General features: G+C 66.5%; 19 protein-coding genes. 9 read left to right on the forward strand and 10 right to left on the reverse strand.

The features are described 5' to 3' along the window. Positions 1–3 precede the first annotated feature (3 nt). The 3 genes from TBD_RS03905 to TBD_RS03915 are packed head-to-tail and all read right to left on the reverse strand — an operon-like array spanning position 4 to position 3,232. The gene (locus TBD_RS03905) at positions 4–1,173 is read right to left on the reverse strand and encodes an aminotransferase class I/II-fold pyridoxal phosphate-dependent enzyme (RefSeq protein WP_011311280.1); all 1,170 of its coding nucleotides are present in this window, start codon (positions 1,171–1,173) and stop codon (positions 4–6) included. Then, positions 1,170–1,943 (reverse strand): zinc-dependent peptidase, encoded by a 774-nt coding sequence (locus tag TBD_RS03910; RefSeq protein ID WP_011311281.1) that lies wholly within the window; start codon positions 1,941–1,943, stop codon positions 1,170–1,172. Before TBD_RS03910 ends, TBD_RS03905 begins: the two co-directional genes overlap by 4 nt. After that, positions 1,940–3,232, reverse strand: a complete 1,293-nt coding sequence (locus TBD_RS03915; protein WP_011311282.1) for a DNA recombination protein RmuC — start codon at positions 3,230–3,232, stop codon at positions 1,940–1,942. The genes TBD_RS03910 and TBD_RS03915 overlap by 4 nt, the downstream gene beginning before the upstream one ends. Positions 3,233–3,777: 545 nt before the next feature. On the opposite strand from TBD_RS03915, the gene TBD_RS14735 reads away from it, so the two are divergent. Further along, positions 3,778–4,248 (forward strand): hypothetical protein, encoded by a 471-nt coding sequence (locus TBD_RS14735; protein WP_011311283.1) that lies wholly within the window; start codon positions 3,778–3,780, stop codon positions 4,246–4,248. A gap of 222 nt (positions 4,249–4,470) precedes the next feature. Here the strand turns inward: TBD_RS14735 and typA are convergent, their stop codons facing one another. From typA to ampD, 5 genes are all read right to left on the reverse strand, one after another. Then, entirely contained in the window at positions 4,471–6,303 is a 1,833-nt protein-coding gene (gene typA / locus TBD_RS03920; RefSeq protein WP_011311284.1) for a translational GTPase TypA, read from the reverse strand. 115 nt (positions 6,304–6,418) lie between these two features. Next, the gene (locus tag TBD_RS03925; RefSeq protein WP_011311285.1) at positions 6,419–7,675 is read right to left on the reverse strand and encodes a hypothetical protein; all 1,257 of its coding nucleotides are present in this window, start codon (positions 7,673–7,675) and stop codon (positions 6,419–6,421) included. Position 7,676: 1 nt separating this feature from the next. Continuing rightward, positions 7,677–8,057, reverse strand: coding sequence for a group II truncated hemoglobin (locus TBD_RS03930; RefSeq protein ID WP_011311286.1), 381 nt, complete (start codon positions 8,055–8,057; stop codon positions 7,677–7,679). Between the two features lie 11 nt (positions 8,058–8,068). Beyond that, complete coding sequence (gene purT / locus TBD_RS03935) at positions 8,069–9,265, reverse strand: formate-dependent phosphoribosylglycinamide formyltransferase (RefSeq protein WP_011311287.1); 1,197 nt, start codon at positions 9,263–9,265, stop codon at positions 8,069–8,071. An 86-nt stretch (positions 9,266–9,351) separates the two neighbouring features. Next, positions 9,352–9,903 carry a 1,6-anhydro-N-acetylmuramyl-L-alanine amidase AmpD gene (ampD, locus tag TBD_RS03940; protein ID WP_011311288.1) on the reverse strand — a complete coding sequence of 184 codons (552 nt, stop codon included), beginning with the start codon at positions 9,901–9,903 and terminating at the stop codon, positions 9,352–9,354. 88 nt (positions 9,904–9,991) lie between these two features. On the opposite strand from ampD, the gene TBD_RS03945 reads away from it, so the two are divergent. The 6 genes from TBD_RS03945 to TBD_RS03970 all read left to right on the forward strand — a co-directional run bounded on the left by TBD_RS03945 (position 9,992) and on the right by TBD_RS03970 (position 13,340). Next, a complete protein-coding gene (locus TBD_RS03945) occupies positions 9,992–10,549 on the forward strand; it encodes a hypoxanthine-guanine phosphoribosyltransferase (RefSeq protein ID WP_011311289.1) in 558 nt (185 codons plus the stop codon). A 10-nt stretch (positions 10,550–10,559) separates the two neighbouring features. Beyond that, a complete protein-coding gene (locus TBD_RS03950) occupies positions 10,560–11,321 on the forward strand; it encodes an S-methyl-5'-thioinosine phosphorylase (RefSeq protein WP_011311290.1) in 762 nt (253 codons plus the stop codon). Positions 11,322–11,340: 19 nt separating this feature from the next. Continuing rightward, the gene (locus TBD_RS03955; RefSeq protein WP_011311291.1) at positions 11,341–12,063 is read left to right on the forward strand and encodes a 16S rRNA pseudouridine(516) synthase; all 723 of its coding nucleotides are present in this window, start codon (positions 11,341–11,343) and stop codon (positions 12,061–12,063) included. Further along, positions 12,042–12,575, forward strand: a complete 534-nt coding sequence (gene def, locus TBD_RS03960) for a peptide deformylase (RefSeq protein WP_011311292.1) — start codon at positions 12,042–12,044, stop codon at positions 12,573–12,575. The genes TBD_RS03955 and def overlap by 22 nt, the downstream gene beginning before the upstream one ends. A gap of 124 nt (positions 12,576–12,699) precedes the next feature. Further along, positions 12,700–13,086 carry a flagellar biosynthesis regulator FlaF gene (locus TBD_RS03965; RefSeq protein WP_011311293.1) on the forward strand — a complete coding sequence of 129 codons (387 nt, stop codon included), beginning with the start codon at positions 12,700–12,702 and terminating at the stop codon, positions 13,084–13,086. Then, positions 13,083–13,340: a hypothetical protein gene (locus TBD_RS03970; RefSeq protein ID WP_011311294.1), complete on the forward strand. Its 258-nt coding sequence runs from the start codon at positions 13,083–13,085 to the stop codon at positions 13,338–13,340. The genes TBD_RS03965 and TBD_RS03970 overlap by 4 nt, the downstream gene beginning before the upstream one ends. Here TBD_RS03970 and TBD_RS03975 read toward each other — a convergent pair. Further along, positions 13,332–15,884: a [protein-PII] uridylyltransferase gene (locus TBD_RS03975; RefSeq protein WP_011311295.1), complete on the reverse strand. Its 2,553-nt coding sequence runs from the start codon at positions 15,882–15,884 to the stop codon at positions 13,332–13,334. The genes TBD_RS03970 and TBD_RS03975 overlap by 9 nt on opposite strands. Beyond that, positions 15,881–16,690, reverse strand: a complete 810-nt coding sequence (gene map, locus TBD_RS03980; protein ID WP_011311296.1) for a type I methionyl aminopeptidase — start codon at positions 16,688–16,690, stop codon at positions 15,881–15,883. Before map ends, TBD_RS03975 begins: the two co-directional genes overlap by 4 nt. Before the next feature lie 271 nt (positions 16,691–16,961). On the opposite strand from map, the gene rpsB reads away from it, so the two are divergent. Then, on the forward strand, positions 16,962–17,708 hold the full coding sequence (gene rpsB, locus TBD_RS03985) for a 30S ribosomal protein S2 (RefSeq protein ID WP_011311297.1): 747 nt from the start codon (positions 16,962–16,964) through the stop codon (positions 17,706–17,708). Between the two features lie 116 nt (positions 17,709–17,824). Further along, a complete protein-coding gene (gene tsf / locus TBD_RS03990; RefSeq protein ID WP_011311298.1) occupies positions 17,825–18,697 on the forward strand; it encodes a translation elongation factor Ts in 873 nt (290 codons plus the stop codon). The last annotated feature ends 3 nt before the right edge of the window (positions 18,698–18,700 follow it).

An 18,700-nucleotide genomic window follows, 5' to 3' on the forward strand; every position in this document is an offset into this window, starting at 1 on the left:
TTTTCATGGGCGCAAGAAACGGTCGATGCGCGCGAGGGCCTCGTCGAGCCGCGGTTTAGGCTGGGTGTAGGCGATCCGAAGATAGCGCGCGGGGTCGTGGCGGCCGAAATCCACGCCCGGCGTCGTCGCGACGCCGGCCTGCTCGAGCAGCAGACCGGCGAGCACTTGGCTGTCGGCGGCCAGCGCGCTGCAATCGGCGTAGAGATAGAACGCGCCGTGGGGGATCACCGGAATCGCGAAGCCGCGTGCACGGAGCGCCGGCAGCAGAAAGTCGCGGCGCGCACGCAGTTCGGCCTTGTGCGTCTCGAGGATGGCAAGCGTCGCGGGTTCGAAGCCGGCGAGCGCGGCGTGCTGGGCGGGCGTGGGGGGCGCGAGGAAAAGATTCTGCGCGAGCCGTTCGAGTGCGGCCAGCGCCCAGGCTGGCGCGACCAGCCAGCCAAGTCGCCAGCCCGTCATCAGGAAACACTTCGAAAAGCTGTTGATCACGAACACGTCGTCCCAGCGCGCGGCGCTGTGCGTGTCGCCGTCGTAGGTGAGTGCCAGATAGATCTCGTCGACGATCAGCGCGATGCCGCGCGCCGCGCACCAGGCATGGATGTCCGCGAGGGCCTCGGGGTCGATCGTCGTGCCGGTGGGATTCGACGGGTTGGCGATCAGCACGGCCCGTGTCGCCGGGGTTGCGTGGCGCTCGATCGCTTCGCGCGTGAGCTGGAAGCCGCTCGCGGCGTCGACCGGGATTTCGACCGCGCGCGCATCGCAGAATTGCGCGAAGTTGCGATTGCAGGGGTAGCCGGGGTCGGCCATCAGTACCTCGTCGCCGGGGCCGGCTAGAAGCCCGAGCACGAGCAGGAGCGCGCCCGAGGCGCCCGGCGTGACGACGACGCGCTCGGCCTCGACCGGTGTGCCCCAGTAGGTGCGATGGAATTCCGCGATGGCCCGGCGCAGCGCAGGCAGGCCGAGCGCGCCGGTGTAGCGGGTATGGCCTGCGCGTAAAGCGGCGATGCCGGCTTCGACGATCGGCCCCGGCGTGGCGAAGTCGGGCTCGCCGATTTCGAGGTGGATGATGTCGCGTCCGGCGGCCTCGAGCGCCTGCGCCCGGGCGAGGATGTCCATGACGTGGAAGGGCGCGATGGCGTCGGCCCGGGTCGCGGTCCGCGGTCGCCGCGCCGTCATGCACCGGACCTCGTGCGCGCGCGCGGATCCTGACGATAGAACAGCGCCATTTGCCGGTACACCGCCGGATACTCGGCGTGCAGCAGGTGCGGCAGCTCGAAGAAGGCCTCGCTTAGCACGGCGAAGAACTCGGCGGGTTCGCTGCTCGCGTAGGGATCGATCGCGGTGTCTTCGCCGGCGTCGACGCGGGCGCAAAAGTCGTCGTAGGCGCTGCCGAAGTCCGCGGCCCAGGCCGCCGCGCTCATGCCCCGGTGCAGCGGCGGAAACCCGTTGGCGTCGCCGTTCAGCATGTCGAGCTTGTGCGCGAATTCGTGCAGCACGACGTTGAAGCCGTCGGCCGGGCCGCCCGCTTCGACGTCGGCGAGCGAGAGCACGAGCGGGCCGCCGTGCCAGGATTCCCCGGCCAGGATGTCGCGGCTGCGGTGGACGACGCCGGCCTCGTCGATCTCCTCGCGCGGGCGCAGAAATTCGTCGGGGTAGAGGATGATCTCGCGCCAGCCGTCATAACTGTCCTCGGCGAGATTGAGGATCAGCAGACTCGCCTGCACGGCGATGGACAACTGCACGGCCTCGTCGACCTCAGCGCCGCCTGCGGCCGAAAAGGTCTTGTCGTGGAGGAGCAAGCTGGCGTGGCGCCGAAGCCGCGCGCGCTCGTCGGCCGCGAGCCCCTGCAGGATTGGAAGGCGCGCGACCGCGTCGTCGAAGACCGGTTCGGGAACGAGGTGGGTGCGGAGGATGCGCTCGCGACGCCAGCGCGCGAACCAGCTCATTCGTCGGCGTCGAGCAGGCGGGCCGTCACCGCGTCGGGGTGCTCGAGCTCGACCCGCTCGATCTGCGCAAAGCGCTTGGTGATCTTGTCGCTCGAGATGCGCACGTCGCCGACGTCCTTGCTCGCCTGTTCGATGTGCGTGGCGAGCTTCTTCATGCGCTCGTCGAAGCGCGCAAAGTCCTTGGCGAGTTTCGCGAGTTCGTCCTTGATGACGTGCGCCATGCGCCGCGTCTCGGAATCGCGGATCACCGCGCGCGCGGTGTTGAGCACGGCCATCAGCGTCGTCGGCGAGGTCAGCCAGACCCGCTTCTTCTGCGCGTGTTCGACGAGATCGGGGTGGTAGGCGTGGATTTCGGCGAACACCGCCTCGGCCGGCAGGAACATCACCGCGCCATCGGAGGTCTCGCCGGCGACGACGTACTTCGTGCCGATGTCGTCGACGTGCTTTCGGACGTCCATCTTGAACTGGCGCCGTGCCGCCTCGCGTTCTGCGGCCGGCAGCGCGTCGTCGAACATGCGGCTGTAGTTTTCGAGGGGGAACTTGGCGTCGACGCAGACGGTGCCGGTCGGTTCCGGCAGGATCAGCACGCAGTCGGCGCGGGCGCCGCCCTTCAAGGTGTGCTGGAAGGCGTAGGCGTCGGGCGGCAGGCTGTTGCGAACCAGCGCCTCGAGTTGCACCTCGCCGAACGCGCCGCGCGAGCGCTTGTCGCCGAGGATTTCCTGCAGGCTCACGACGTTGCTCGCGAGGCCCTCGATCTTCTTTTGCGCCTCGTCGATGACGGCCAGCCGCGTCATCACCGAGGTGAAGGTGTCGTTGGTCTTCTTGAAGCCCTCGTCGAGCCGTTCGGCGACCTTGCCCGAAATTTCGTTGAGGCGGCCGTCGACGGTCTGCGACAGCTGCTGGACGCGTTCGCCGAACTGCGCGCTCATGCCTTTGAGCGTGTCCTGCAGCAGCGCCTGCTCGGCGCGGCCCTGCTCGATCAGCTTCTCGAGCATCGCGGTCTGGAACTGGCCGAGGTGTTCGCTGACCCCGGCGCGTGTGTCGGCCAGACGCTCGGTCTGCGCGACCTGCAGCGCGGCGAACTGGGCCTGCATGCGGTCGGACTGCTGGGTGAGCCCGCCGTGGAGATCGCTCAGCACCGCGCGATGGCGCGCTTCCATGTCGTGCACGAGCTGGGCGGGCAGGGCCTGCTGGTCGCGGCGCAGGGACTGGAGCCGCACGAGCAGGATCACGCTGACGGCGAGGAGGACGGCGAGTCCAATCAGGAGGGCGATTTCGAAGGCTGGCATGGCGTGAATTCTACCTGCTCGCGATGACGCCATTTGGTAACTTGTCGCCCTTGAATCTTCTATGGCTAGACGCGGAGATCAAGAAAACACGGATGTTGCGGGCAGTAACGAAACAGCTGATTGAACATCTACCAAACCTCGGAGCTGACCGACGGCAGCCTCGGGTGACATGAAATCAAAGTTGAAGTCGCCGCGTCCGCCCATTCGCCGTCACTGCGTCTGGATCGGCCCCGTGGTGAGCTGACCAAGTCGATTTTGCTGTGCCTACGCTTGCGCAACCGCTCCCGCAAGAATGGGAGAAACCGTCTCGTTCATAGAGGCCCTGCGTGGCGTTTTAGGTACCTCGGTCGGCAACCGCGCCGTGTTCGACAGATCGGTTCACACTCGGCTAAAGGCGTTATTCTGCAAAGATAGCCCCGTAAGGCTGCATACCCCTCCTCCAGCAAGGAGGGGTATGCAGCCTTACGGACGACCATGAGGGTTAACTGCTAGTCCAGACATTCGAGCCCCAGCCCGTGGCCTCGGTCAGGTGAGGATGGAATTAAATGATTGAGAGAGAAAACGAAATGAAGCGGGCCCCAGAGTTGTATCGGTTCGGTTTCCCGCAAAAACCGTACTTCCTCATACCGCTAAGTTTGTTAATCGTGTATTCCACGATCGCTTCAGAAAGCCAGGAATTGCTCACATTGGCCGACAAAATTGTTACACCGCTAGTTGATAGCCTGCATTTCGTAGGGCTTGGTGTAACCAGACCGTTCATGGATGGCCAAATGCCCGCGCGCTATTACACCAATCTTATTGGTATCGGGGTCTGGGGGGTTGCAACCTATAACGCGAGAACGATAGCTTGGCTGGCTAATTACAGGGGGGTGCTGAACTTTGTTAATCAAGCGACGAGAAAGGCTCAGGAATTGAAGGGCTGGAGTCCAGGACAAGCTTGGCTGCGTGCACGGCTATTTTTATTATTTTTCATGACCCCGATATGCGCATATTCATTTGCCTCCTATTCTGAATAGCACGCACGGTTGGTTTATTTTTCACGTCAAGGATTCGCTCACACCTCTGCTATTGATCGCAGTATTTCAAGTGCCTGGAATGTTTATCAGTGGTTTGCTCGCTCCTTTAGCGATATACCTCATTCACGACCTCAAACACGCCGTGACCTGATAATTTAAGGGCACCAGCAACAAACGGCGGCGCGACAAGAAAAAAAACCCGGCGCGGGGCCGGGTTTCGTATTACGCCGCTGCGCGGCTGGCGCGCTTGCGCTCGTGTTCCTGCAGGTGGCGCTTGCGGATGCGAATCGACTTCGGTGTGATCTCCACCAGTTCGTCGTCATCGATGAATTCCACGGCGGATTCCAGCGTCAGCTTGATCGGCGTGGTCAGGCGCACCGCTTCGTCGGTGCCGGAGGCGCGCACGTTGGTCAACTGCTTGCCTTTGATCGGGTTGACCACCAGATCGTTGTCGCGGCTGTGGATGCCGATGATCATGCCTTCGTACAGTTTGTCACCGGGCGAGACGAACATGCGGCCGCGGTCTTCCAGCTTCCACAGCGCGTAGGCCACGGCCTCGCCGTTGTCCTGGCTCACCAGCACGCCGTTATGACGGCCCGGCAGGTCGGCTTTCACCGGACCGTAGTCGTCGAACACGTGGCTCATCAGGCCGGTGCCGCGCGTCATGGTCATGAAGTCGGACTGGAAGCCGATCAGGCCGCGTGCGGGAATGTGGTATTCCAGGCGGGTGCGGCCGCGGCCGTCGGATTCCATGTTGGTCAGTTCGCCGCGGCGGCGGCCGATCTCTTCCATCACGCCGCCCTGGTGTTCGTCTTCCAGGTCGATGGTCAGGTTTTCGTAGGGCTCGCACTTCTCGCCATTGATTTCCTTGTACACCACGCGCGGCTTGGCGACGGCCATCTCGAAGCCTTCGCGGCGCATGTTCTCGAGCAGGATCGTCAGGTGCAGTTCGCCGCGGCCCGAAACGCGGAACACGTCGGCGTCGCCGGTGTCGTCGACGCGCAGCGCGACGTTGGTCAGCAGTTCCTTGTTCAAGCGGTCGCGGATCTGGCGGCTGGTAACGAACTTTCCCTCTGTGCCGGCGAGCGGCGAGGTGTTCACCATGAAGTCCATGGTCAGGGTCGGTTCGTCCACGCCGAGCACGGGCAGGCCAACGGGGTTTTCCTTGTCGCAGATGGTGACGCCGATGCCGATGTCGTCGAGGCCGGAGATGATGATGATGTCGCCGGCTTCGGCTTCATCCACCGGCACGCGGTCGAGGCCCTTGAAGCCGAGCACCTGGTTGATGCGGCCGGTGGCGACCTGTTCCTCGTGGTTCATCACCACCACCGACATGCCGGGCTTGATGCGGCCGTTGAGCACGCGGCCGACGCCGAGACGGCCGGTATAGGTCGAATAATCCAGCGCGGCGATCTGCAGCTGCAGCGGGGCGTCGGCCGATCCAGGCGGGGTGGGGACGTGCGCGAGCACGGTGTCGAACAGCGGCTTCATGTCGGCCGCGCTGCCGCCCTGCGAGGGTGCGTCCTTGAGGTCGAGGCAGGCCCAGCCGTTCAGGCCCGAGGCGTAGATGATCGGGAAGTCGAGCTGGTCGTCGGTGGCGCCGAGCTTGTCGAACAGGTCGAAGGTCTGGTCGACGACCCAGTCCGGGCGCGAACCGGGGCGGTCGACCTTGTTGATCACGACGATTGGACGCAGGCCCAGCGCCAGCGCCTTCTTGGTGACGAAGCGCGTCTGAGGCATCGGGCCCTCGACGGCGTCGACCAGCAGCACGACGCCGTCGACCATGCCGAGCACGCGCTCGACTTCGCCGCCGAAGTCGGCGTGCCCCGGCGTGTCGACGATGTTGATGTGGTAGTCGCCGTAGGTGATCGCGGTGTTCTTCGCGAGGATGGTGATGCCGCGCTCCTTCTCGAGATCGTTCGAGTCCATGACGCGTTCGTCGATGGCCTGGTTGTCGCGGAAGGTGCCGGATTGCTTGAGAAGCTGGTCGACGAGCGTGGTCTTGCCGTGGTCGACGTGCGCGATGATCGCGATGTTGCGAAGCTTGCGGGACATGATTGAGCGCCTATTCGAGTGGAAATCCGCTTCCGGCCTTCAGTGCGGGGCAGTTCCACTCGATTCGAGCGGTCGGCAGGCTTGCGGGAAACCCGGCATTATAACCGGGTTTTTGCTATCTGGTGAGCGGATGTGCGGCGAGGCGCGCGTCGATGCGCTCGATCACGGCCAGGTAGCGCGGCCCCCCGACCGGGCCGAAACGCCGATCGAACTCGGCCTGCGCCATGAATTCGGGCAGATCGCGGAAGTCCGGCAGCAGCGCGTCGTCGTTTCGTGCCGCCGCGAGGTGCTGCAGCACGCGTGCGGCCGGCTCGCCGGTGGCGCGGTCGCCGAGCCGCACGCCAGCGCGGTTGGCGGCAAGGTCGGTGAAGCTGAAGCCCGAGCCCCGGTTCGCGTCTTCCTCCTCCTTGATCAGGCCGATCGCGTTGGCGAGCCGGCTGCCGCCATTGGCCGACAGCGCCGCCGAAATGATGAAATGCTCGGCGAAATCGCGCCTGCCGTGCAGCGAGAGCAGCACGCGCGGACTGCGCCGTATCGAGCGGCCCTCACCCTCGAGTAGCTTGGCGAGACTGATGCCGGACAGGTGCGCCGCGATCGCCGTGAGCGCGGCGCGATTATGCTCGCGCGGGTCGCCGCCGGCGCGCCGGGCGTGCTCGAACAGCGGCGCGACCACCTGCACGAGTGGCACCGTGCTGCCTTCCCGGTGGCGCTTGAGCAGGCCGTCGAGGTATTGCGCATAGTCGAGCATGCGTGCCTGGTCGGCCGGCGGGACCAGGATCTCGACGCTTTTCTGCTCGATTTCGGTAAGCAGTTCGGGCCGCCATCGGTAGTCGAGCGTCGCCTGGTTCTCGTCGAAATTGACGCGATAAAACGCGTCGGCCAGGGCGGCGTAGGTCTCGTCGCGGCGCAGCCGCGCGTGGACGCGGCGTGCGATCCAGTCGGCGATCACGCCCGGAACCGGCAGGCTGCCGAGCTGCAGGCTTTCGATGCGGACGCCGCCCGGCGCCTCGGCGACCTCGGCCGTGACGTTGAGGTAGGCCCCGAAGGGATTGCGCGGCGCGGTCAGCGTCGCGGTCAGCGTCGCGCCCCCGGGCGTGAGTTCGGCGGCGATGCCGGTCACGCGGTGCAGTTCCACCGCGTAGTTGAGAAGGCGGTTGAGTTCGGATTCGTCGAGCCGGATGCTGTGGACCACGTCGGGGGTCTGGCGTCGCGGATCGTGTTTCTGGAACAGCGACTTGATCCACGCGAGATCCTTGCGGCGGAACTCGCCGACCGGTTCGACCGCCGGTGCGTCGTCCAGCATCATCCAGGGCAACACGGTCACGCCGAGCAGCAGAAGCAGTGCGAGGCTCCAGGCCAGGAAGCGTCTCATGTCACTGCGGCTGGTTACGCATGAAGTCCGCCGTCTGGAAAAGCGCAGCGGTCAGTTCCTGCTGTAGCGCGGCGTCGAGCCCGACGTCCTGCATCGCCCGAATCATGCAGCCCATCCACTGGTCGCGCTCGCTCTCGCCGATGACGAAGGGCAGATGGCGGCGGCGCAGGAAGGGATGGCCGAAACGGTCGGTGTATTCGGGCGGGCCGCCGGTCCACCCGGACAGAAACCACGCCAGCTTGTTGCGCGATTCCGTGAGGTCCGTGGGATGAAGCTTGCGGATGCCGTAATAGTCCGGGTCCTCGTCCATCAGGTCGTAAAAGCGGTCGACAAGCCTGCGGATCGTGTCGGCGCCGCCGAGGCGGTCGTAATGGGTTTGCATGTTCGCACCAGTCATACGGGAACGGGTTTGACCTTGGCCGCCGCGGCCTTCGCCAGCAGGCGGGCCGCGTCGGGAGAGTCGGCCGTCGCCAGCGCGACGCCCATGCGGCGACGGGCGAAGGCCTCGGGCTTGCCGAAGAGCCGCAGGTCGACGCCCGGGGCCGCGAGCGCGTCGTCGACGCCGTCGAACGCGATGCCTCGCGCGTCCACAGCGCCGTAGATCACGGCCGACGCGCCGGGTTCCCGCAGGCCGGTGTCGACCGGAAGCCCGAGGATCGCGCGCGCGTGCAGTTCGAACTCGTTCTGCCGCTGCGTCGCGAGCGTGACCATGCCGGTGTCGTGCGGCCGCGGGCTCACTTCCGAAAACCACACGGTGTCGCCCTTGACGAAGAGTTCGACGCCGAAAAGCCCGCGACCACCGAGCTCGCCCGTGACCGCCGCGGCGATTTCGCGCGCGCGTTCGAGCGCGGTCGGCGACATCGCCTGCGGCTGCCACGATTCGACGTAATCGCCCTTGACCTGCAAATGGCCGATCGGCGCGCAGAAACGGGTTTCGATCGCGCCCGAGGCGGCGCGTGCGCGCACGGTCAGCAGCGTGATTTCGTAGTCGAAGTCGATCACGCCCTCGACGATGAAGCGGCCCTTGTCGACGCGCCCGCCGCGCACGGCGTAATCCCAGGCCGCCCGCATCTCGCCGGCGTCGTCGACGCGCGATTGCCCCTTGCCCGACGACGACATGACCGGCTTGACGATGACCGGATAGCCGAGCCGCTCGGCCGCGGCGCACATCTCGGCGTAGCTGTCGACGAACGCGTAGGGCGAGGTCGGCAAGCCGAGCGTTTCGGCGGCGAGCCGGCGGATGCCCTCGCGGTTCATGGTCAGATTGACGGCGCGCGCGGTTGGAATCACCTCGGCGAGACCGGCGCGCTCGATCTCGAGCAGGGCCTCGGTCGCGATCGCCTCGATTTCCGGGACGACGAGCAGCGGCTTTTCGGCCTCGATCAGCGCACGAAGCGCGGCGCCGTCGGTCATGTCGATCACGTGCGCGCGATGCGCGACCTGGTGGCCGGGCGCATGCTCGTAGCGATCGACGGCGACGACTTCGACGCCGAGACGCTGCAGCGCGATGATGACCTCCTTGCCGAGTTCGCCGGCGCCGAGCAGCATGACGCGGGTCGCCGATGGCGAGAGCGGGGTGCCGAGACGCATGGGCTGAGTCCTGAAGAGCAAACCCGGAATTTTACCGCGGACGTGCGGCCGGCGAGAGCCGTCGATTCGAGGCGGGTCGGTGCTTTTCAGGCTGTCGCGTCGAGGCGGTGCCAGGCGAAATGCGGGCCGGGGTCGCTCTTGCGGCCGGGCGCGATGTCGCTGTGGCCGGCGACGCCCTGGATCGGATAGGCGGCCTTCAGCACGTCGACGAGCCGGCGCAGGGTCGCGTACTGCGCGTCGTCGAAAGGCACGTCGTCGCTGCCTTCGAGTTCGATGCCGATCGAGAAATCGTTGCAGCGTTCGCGCCCCTGCCAGTTCGATGCGCCCGCGTGCCAGGCGCGCAGCGTGCATGGCACGAATTGCAGCAGGCTGCCGTCGCGGCGGATGAAGAAATGGGCGGAGACCCTGAGCCCGCGCATCGCCTGGTAATAGGGATCGGCGTCCCAGTCGAGGCGGTTGGTGAAGAGCTCGATCACGGCGTCGCCGGCGAAGACGCCGGGCGGCAGCGAAATGTTGTGGATGACGATCAGTTCGACGGCCGTTCCCGGCGGACGCGGGTCGCAATTGGGCGAGGGGACCCGGCGTGCAGCGGGCAACCAGCCCAGCGCGTCGGGCATGTCGGGTGCGGAAATCGGCATCGCGCAAGCTTACTCGACCCGAGCGCGCGCTGGAAACATCGGCGGCGACGGCTTAGACTGCCGACTTTCGCCGATTTCACCGCCGCTCATGACACCGCACGAAGCGCAGCAGTTGCTCCACGATGCCGAGTGCGTCGCGACCGCCGAGCGCGTGCAGGCCGCGCTCGATCGCCTGGCTGGCGAAATCGGCGAGGCGCTCTCCAGCGAAATGCCGCTCGTGCTCGCGGTGATGGGGGGAGCGGTCGTGTTTGCCGGGCAGCTGCTTACGCGTCTCGCTTTTCCGCTCGAATTCGACTACCTGCACGTCACCCGCTACCGCGGCAAGACCCGCGGCGGCGAGATCGAGTGGCGCGTGCTCCCCGGCAAGAGCGTCGCCGGCCGCGCCGTGCTCGTGCTCGACGACATCCTCGACGAAGGCGAGACGCTCGCGGCGGTGCGCGCCAAGCTCCTGGAAATGGGCGCGGCACGCGTCTGGTCGGCGGTGCTGACCGACAAGGCCAACGGCCTCGTCAAACCCGTGCGGGCGGACTTCGTCGGACTCGAAGTCCCCGACCGCTACGTCTTTGGTTGCGGCATGGACGCCTACGGACTGTGGCGCAACCTGCCAGCGATTTACGCTTTGAGCCCCGACGCCGCGTCGGGATAAGGAAAACTACATGTTGGGAATCATCGGCGGCACTGGGTTGACCCAGCTCGCCAACCTCAAGATCACGCATCGCCGCGTCGCGCGCACGCCCTACGGCGAGCCTTCCGGCGCGCTCACGTTCGGTCGCCTGTGCGACCAGGACGTGATCTTTCTCGCGCGCCACGGCTACGGCCATACGATCCCGCCGCACGAGGTCAATTACCGGGCGAATCTGTGGGCGCTCAAGGAGCACGGCGTCAACCGCATCGTGTCGGTCGCCACCGTCGGCGGCATCCATCCCGAGCTCATTCCCGGGACACTGGTCATCCCCGACCAGATCATCGACTACACCCACGGCCGCGACGGCACGTTTTTCGTCGAAGGCGACCGGCCCGTCACCCATCGCGACTTCACGCAGCCCTACTGCGCGGCGATGCGCGCCGCGCTGCTGCAGGCCGCGACGAGTGCCGACATCAGCCTGCGCGACGGCGGCGTCTACGCGGCGGTGCAGGGGCCGCGCCTCGAAACCGCCGCCGAGATCAATCGCCTGGAGCGGGACGGCGCCGACATGGTCGGCATGACCGGCATGCCCGAAGCCTATCTCGCGTGCGAGCTCGACCTTTGCTATGCCACCGTCGGCACGGTCGTGAACCATGCGGCGGGCCGCGGACTTTCCGCCGACGGCATTCAGATGGTCGAAATCCAGGTGGTGCTTGGCGAGGTCATGCTGCAGGTGCGTCATCTCCTGGAACAGCTCGTGACCAACGACTCGGCCGGACTCTGCACCTTCTGAAAGCAGGATTGCCGGCGGAATGAAGCTCTATCGTGCGCTGCAGTCGCAGGGGCTCGGCAGCCGCCGCGGCTGCGCGGCGCTTGTGCGCGCCGGCGCGGTTCTCGCCAACGGACTCGCGTGCGCCGACCCTGAGGCCGAGGTCGACCCGGTCGGTCTCGAACTGACCGTGGACGGCACGGTGTGGGCGTACCGCGACAAGGCCTACCTCGTGATGCACAAGCCGGAAGGCTACGAATGTTCGCATCATCCGCGCCACCACCCGAGCGTCTTCAGCCTGTTGCCTGCGCCGCTCGTGCAACGCGGCGTGCAGTGCGTCGGGCGGCTCGATCAGGACACCACCGGCTTGTTGCTGTTTTCCGACGACGGCCAGTTCATCCACCGCATGACCTCGCCGAAAAAGCGCGTCGGCAAGGTGTATCGCGCGCGCTGTGCGGAGCCGGTGAACGCAGCGACGCTCGCCGCGCTGCGTGCCGGCGTGCAACTCAACGACGAGCCGGCGCCGCTTGCGGCGCTGGCCTGCGAGGCGGTCGACGACCGTACGCTGCGTCTCGTGCTCGCCGAAGGCAAATACCATCAGGTCAGGCGCATGATCGCCGCGGCGGGCAATCACGTCGCGCGGCTGCATCGCGAAGCGGTCGGCGAGTATCCGCTGCCGGACGATCTGCCGCCGGGCGGCTGGCGCTGGCTCGAAGCCGGCGATCTGCAACGACTGGAGTGTGCATGGCCGTCCGCGAAGTCCTGAAAATGGGAGACCCCCGGCTGCTCGCGCCGGCCCGCGCGGTCGAGCGTTTCGCCACCGCGGAACTCGCGCAGCTCGTCGCCGACATGCACGACACCATGCGCGCGCTGAACGGCGCGGGCCTCGCCGCGCCGCAGATCGGCGTGTCGCTGCAGGTCGTGATCTTCGAGGTGAACGCCAACCCGCGCTACCCCGACGCCGCCGAGGTTCCGTTGACCGTTCTGGTCAACCCGGTGGTCACGCCGCTCTCCGACGCGACCGAGGAAGGCTGGGAGGGCTGCCTGTCGGTACCCGGCATGCGTGGACTGGTGCCGCGCCACGGCGAAATCCACTATCGCGGGTTCGACGCGGCCGGGCGTGCGCTCGAGCGCCGGGTGAGCGGTTTTCACGCCCGCGTCGTGCAGCACGAAGTCGACCACCTGAATGGCATCCTGTATCCGATGCGGATCCCGGACCTGCGCAATTTCGGTTTTACCGACACCCTGTTTCCCGGGCAGACGCTGCAGGACGACTGACTACCCCCTTGTTTTGGCAGGCATTTGGCCGACGGCGACCGGCCTAAAGTTGTCGCCGGGGGCGCCGCTAACTTGTTACGTAACCGTGGGCGAGGTGTCCGCGGCAGATGTAACAAGGACAATAATGAGCCCGGAACTCCAGCTCCAGCAGGCCCGGCGGCGGAACGAACACGGCGACGACCTGATGATGGCCGAGGTGGCCCAACTCGACGGGATCGCGGCCCAGCTCATGCGCGTGCAGCGGCACTGGCATGACGACGACCGCGAGCGGCAGCTTGCGGCCGCGCTGGCGGCCAGCCGCAGCACCTGGCATGCGATCCAGGCCGCGCTGGCCGAAGCGACCCTGCCTTTGCCGCTGGAAGTGCGGCAGAACCTGCTGATTCTCTCGGTCTACGCCGAGAGCAAGATCGGGGCGTGCGAAGCGGCGCCCGACGCCGACACGCTCGGTAGCCTGATCGCGCTGACGCGCACGCTGGCCGGCAGCCTCAAGGAATGGCGGGAGGCGGCATGAGCGAGCGCAAGACGACGAGAAACGCGCCGGCCCTCGTTTGTGCCGATGTCGGCGGGGTCGGCACGACGGTGCGGCCCGGCCGCGGGCGCACCCGCGCCAAGACAGTCCCCGAGGACAAGGTCAAGAAGCCCGCAGACGGCACACGCAAGAAATCGCCGCCGCTGCGCAAGGCCCCGCCGCGGGGCCGCTACGTCGACGAATATGCCGGTCCGCGTCCCGGTGCGGCCGGCGCGGCGCCTCGACGCTCAGCCTAGAACCCCGCGTAGCTCGTTTTCCAGCGCCGCGCGCTCCGGCGGCGCGTTCAGGCGCTCGCCGCGAATCAGAAAGGTGTCCTCGACACGCTCGCCGAGCGTGTCGATTTTCGCCGCGTAGACGCTGATCTCGTGCCGCATCAACTCCTCCGCGATCGCAAACAGCAGGCCGCCGCGGTCGGCGCAGGTGATCGACAGCACCTGCCCGTCGCCGCCCCTATCGGCTTCGAGATGCACGGCTGCCGGATAGGGGTGGTGGCGCTGATGGCGCGACAGGCGCCCCGGCTGCACAGCCTGGAGCGGACGTGCCGGGTCGAGATCGCGGGCGAGTTCGTATTCGACGAAGGCCAGGAAATCCCGGTAGTGGATGTTCCGGTGGGCGAGATCCATGACCTGGAAGCTGTCGAGCGCGTAGCCGTTGCGGGTGGTGTGGATTTTCGCTTCGAGGACCGTGTACTGGATGCGCGCGAAGAAGGCGCAGATGCGGACGAAGATGTCGGGCCGGTCGGGCGCGTAGACCATGACCTGGATGCCCTCGCCCGCCGGAGACAGCCGCGCGCGTACGACCGCGCCGGCCGTCGCGTCGCGCCGCCACAGCATGCGCGCGTGCCAGGCCATGTCGCGCGCGTCGAAACGCGCGAAATAGGCTTTGTCGAGATGCCGCCAAAGCGCGTCGGCCGCGTCCCTGGGGAGGCCGTACAAGGCGAGGTTGACGCGTGCTTCTTCGCGCCGCGCGGCGATCCCTGCAATCGCCAGATCGGCGCCCTGGAGGCGGGCGAAGGCCGCATGGTAGAGATCCTCGAGGAGCTTTCCTTTCCACGCGTTCCATACCGTCGGGCTCGTGCCGCGGATGTCGGCGACGGTCAGCAGATACAGGGCGTCGAGCCGACGCGTATCGCCGACCCTGGCGGCGAAGGCGGCGATCACCTTGGGGTCGCTGATGTCTTCCTTCTGCGAGGTGCGTGACATCACGAGGTGCATGTCGACGAGCCAGGCGACGAGGTCCGTATCGGTCTTGTCGAGTCCGTGCTGGCGGCAGAAACCGCGCGCATCGAGCGCACCGAGTGCGGAATGGTCGCCGCCGCGCCCCTTGGCGATGTCGTGAAACAGGGCCGCCAGATAGAGCAGCTCGGGTTTGTCGAAGGCCGCGATCAGCCGGCTGGCCAGCGGGAATTCATGGGCGAGCTGGGCGACCGTGAAGCGGCGCAGATTGCGCAGGACGGTCAGGATGTGTTCGTCGACCGTATAGACGTGAAACAGGTCGTGCTGCATCTGCCCGACGATCCGGCCGAAGGCCGGGATGTAACGGCCGAGCAGGCCGTAGCGGTGCATCGCCCGCAGCGCGCGGGTCACGCCGAGCGGCTCGCGCAAGAGCGCGATGAAGAGCGCACGATGCGCCGGGGTCGCACGGAACGCACGGTCGACCCGGGCGCTCGCGCGCCACACCGCGCGCAGCGTCGTCGGTTCGAATCCTGCGAGTTGCGGATGCCGGGCGTAGACGAGGAAAGCGCGGAGCAGGGCGTCGGGTTTGCGCAGGAAAACATCGGGGTCGCGCGCTTCGAGCAGCCCGGCGCGAAGTTGGAAATCGTCGTCGATCGGTAGCGGTGGCGCGACGACTGGAAACAGCCGGACGCGCAGGGACTGGATCAGGATGTCGTTCGCGCGCTGGACGAGCTTGGCGGCGCGGAAATAGCCCTGCATCAGTCGCTCGCCGGCGCGGCGATGCGCGGTCGGCGCGAGGCCCAGGCAGGCCGCGAGTTCACTCTGGTAATCGAAGGCGAGCCGATCCTCGCGGCGGCCGGCGAGCAGGTGCAAATGAATGCGCAGCTTCGCCAGCCAGCGCTCCTCGCGCGCGACTCGTCGCGCCTCCCCCTCGGTGAGCAGGCCCGCGCGGGCGATCCCGCTCCAGCCGGCGTCGATGTCGCAGGCCTGCGCGAGCCAGTGGATGGTATGAAGATCGCGCAGCCCGCCGGGGCTGTCCTTCAGATTGGGTTCGAGTTTGTAGGCGCTGTCGTCGAAACGTGCGTGGCGGGCATGCTGTTCGGCGAGCTTGCCGTCGAAAAAGCGCTGCGCGTCGAAGCGCGCACGGAAGCGACGACCGAAGTCGTCGAAGAGCGCCGTGGCGCCCCACACCCGCCGGGCTTCGAGCAGATTCGTTTCGACCGTGATGTCGGCATCGGCCTCGGCGAGGCAGGCGTCGACCGTGCGCACGCTGTGGCCGATCTCGAGACCGACGTCCCAGCACGCCTGCACCCAGCTTTCCAGCGCTTGCCGCTCGGCTTCGAGCGGCTCTGCGGGCAGCAGCAGCATGACGTCGACGTCCGATCCCGGGAACAGCTCGCCGCGTCCGTAGCCGCCCACGGCGACGAGACAGATGCCGCGCGCCAGCCCGAGGCGCGTGCTGAGTTCGGCGAGCAGGGCATCGACGAGCGCCGCGTGACGCGCGAGATAGTGTGCCGCACGCGGCTTTTCGCGGTACGCCGCTGCCAGGCTCGCGCGGCCGGACTTCAGCCGCTCGCGCAGATCGGCGAACGGCCGGGCGCTCACGCCGGGTGAAGTATGCGGTCGGGCACGGCCGGCGTGCCCGCCGACACGGTCAGCACCTCGTAGCCGCTGTCGGTGACGAGCACGGTGTGTTCCCATTGCGCGGACAGGCTGCGGTCCTTGGTCACGATCGTCCAGCCGTCCGGCATCTGCCGGATGTCGCGCCGGCCCGCGTTGATCATCGGCTCGATCGTGAAGGTCATGCCGGGTTCGAGCAGCAAGCCGGTTCCGGCCTTGCCGTAATGCAGGACCTGCGGTTCCTCGTGGAAATTGCGGCCGATGCCGTGGCCGCAGAACTCGCGCACCACGCTGTAGCCGTGGTTCTCGGCGAAACGCTGGATCGCGTGGCCGATGTCGCCGAGGCGCGCGCCGGGCTTCACCCGGTCGATGCCGACCCACATCGCCTCGTAGGTGATCTGGATCAGCCGCCTGGCCTGGATCGTCGCCTCACCGACCGCGAACATGCGGCTCGTATCGCCGTGCCACCCGTCCTTGATGACCGTGATGTCGAGGTTGACGATGTCGCCGTTCTTCAGCACCTTGTCGCCCGGCACCCCGTGGCAGACCTGGTTGTTCACCGAAGTGCAGATCGATTTGGGGTAGGGCGCATGGCCCGAGGGCGCGTAGTTCAGCGGCGCCGGCACGGTGCCTTGAACGTCGACCATGTACGCGTGGCATAGCCGGTCGAGTTCGCCGGTCGTGACGCCGGGTTTGACGAAGGGCGTGATGTAGTCGAGCACTTCGGAGGCGAGGCGGCCGGCGACGCGCATGTTGTCGATGTCGGCGCCGGTTTTGATGGAGACGGTCATGTAAGGCAGATGGGAATCAAAGGCGCATTTTAGCGCCGCCGCCGGTGCGAAAAACCATATCCACAGGGCGGAGATGAGAAACGGCGGGCACCGACGTCACGCGGCCTGGGCTTCCGGGCGCCTTGAATTACGCCCCTGTTCGATTTAGAATCGCCGGCTGCCCGAAATGGTTCGGGCAAATTCGCACACCTGTCATTAAAGGGTGGCGGCGCGCATCGACTACAGCGCGCGGCTGCTGGCGGGTGGAGGCTCAACCCTTTAGGAGATTTTCATGTCTGTCACCATGCGCCAAATGCTGGAGGCCGGTGTCCATTTCGGTCACCAGACCCGCTTCTGGAACCCCCGGATGGCCCCGTTCATTTTCGGCCATCGCAACAAGATCCATATCGTCAACCTGGAAAAATCGCTGCCGATGTTCCAGGAGGCGCAAAAATTCGTGCGTCAGCTCTCGGCCAACAAGGGCAACGTGCTGTTCGTCGGCACCAAGCGCGCCGCGCGCGACATCGTGCGTGAGGAAGCGCAGCGCGCCGGCATGCCCTACGTCGACCAGCGCTGGCTCGGCGGCATGCTGACCAACTTCAAGACCGTCAAGCAGTCGATCAAGCGCCTGAACGACCTCGAGGCGCAGATCGCCGAGCCGGGCCGCCTGTCGAAGAAGGAAATCCTCACGGTCCAGCGCGAAGTCGACAAGCTCAACCGCAGCCTCGGCGGCATCCGCGAAATGGGCGGGCTGCCCGACGCGCTCTTCATCATCGACGTCGGCTACCAGAAGGGAGCCGTGGTCGAGGCCAAGAAGCTCGGCATCCCGGTGATCGGCGTCGTCGACACCAATAACAGCCCCGAAGGCGTCGACTACGTGATCCCCGGCAACGACGACTCGGCCCGCGCGATCCGTCTCTACGCCCGCGGCATGGCCGACGCGGCGCTCGAAGGCCGCGCCCAGGTGATCAGCGAGATCGTCGGCGGCGAGGAATTCGTCGAGGTCGAGGAAGAAGAGGGTGGTGTCGCCGCCGAGTAAGGCCTGCGACGCTGCAACACGCCGGCCCCGGCCGGCGCGAGGTGTTTGAGGAGGGGCGTCGGCCCCTCTTTCTGTATTGGCTCAATTAATCGAGAAATCTGGGATAGGAGTTCGAAATGGCTGAAATCACTGCAAGCATGGTCAAGGATCTGCGGGAAAAAACCGACGCGCCGATGATGGACTGCAAGAAGGCGCTGACCGAGGCCGGCGGCGACATGCAGAAGGCCGAGGAAATCCTGCGCGTGCGTTTCGGCAACAAGGCCGCCAAGAGCGCCGGCCGCGTCGCCGCCGAAGGCGTGGTGACGATCGCGATCAGCCCCGACGGCAAATCCGCCGCGATGGTCGAAGTCAACTGCGAGACCGACTTCGTGGCGAAGAACGACGACTTTCTTGCGCTGTCGGCCGCGCTGGCCGAGATGGTGCTGACCCAGAAGCCGGCCGACGTCGCCGCCCTGTCGGCCCTGCCGTACAAGAATTCGACGGTCGAGGGGTTCCGCACCGAACTCGTCGGCAAGATCGGTGAAAACATGTCGGTGCGCCGCTTCGTGCGTCTCGACGGCCAGGGCAAATTCGCCAGCTACATCCACGGCGGCAAGATCGGCGTGCTGGTCGACGTGACCGGCGACGAGGCGATCGCGAAGGACATCGCGATGCATATCGCCGCGTCCAAGCCGAAATCGCTCGACGCCTCGGGCGTGCCGCAGGACCTGCTCGATACCGAGCGGCGCGTCGCGATCGAGAAGGCCAAGGAAGCCGGCAAGCCGGAAGCGATGCTGGAAAAGATCGCTGAAGGCACGGTGCAGAAGTTCCTCAAGGAAGTCACGCTGCTCTCGCAGCCCTTCGTCAAGGACGACAAGCAGACCGTCGAGCAGGTGCTGAAGTCGAAGAACTCGCAGTGCCACGGGTTCACGATGTACGTCGTCGGCGAGGGCATCGAGAAGAAGGTCTCCGACTTTGCTGCCGAGGTTGCCGCGGCCGCCAAGGTCTGACGC

Source organism: Thiobacillus denitrificans ATCC 25259 (assembly GCF_000012745.1).
Classification (GTDB): domain Bacteria; phylum Pseudomonadota; class Gammaproteobacteria; order Burkholderiales; family Thiobacillaceae; genus Thiobacillus; species Thiobacillus denitrificans_B.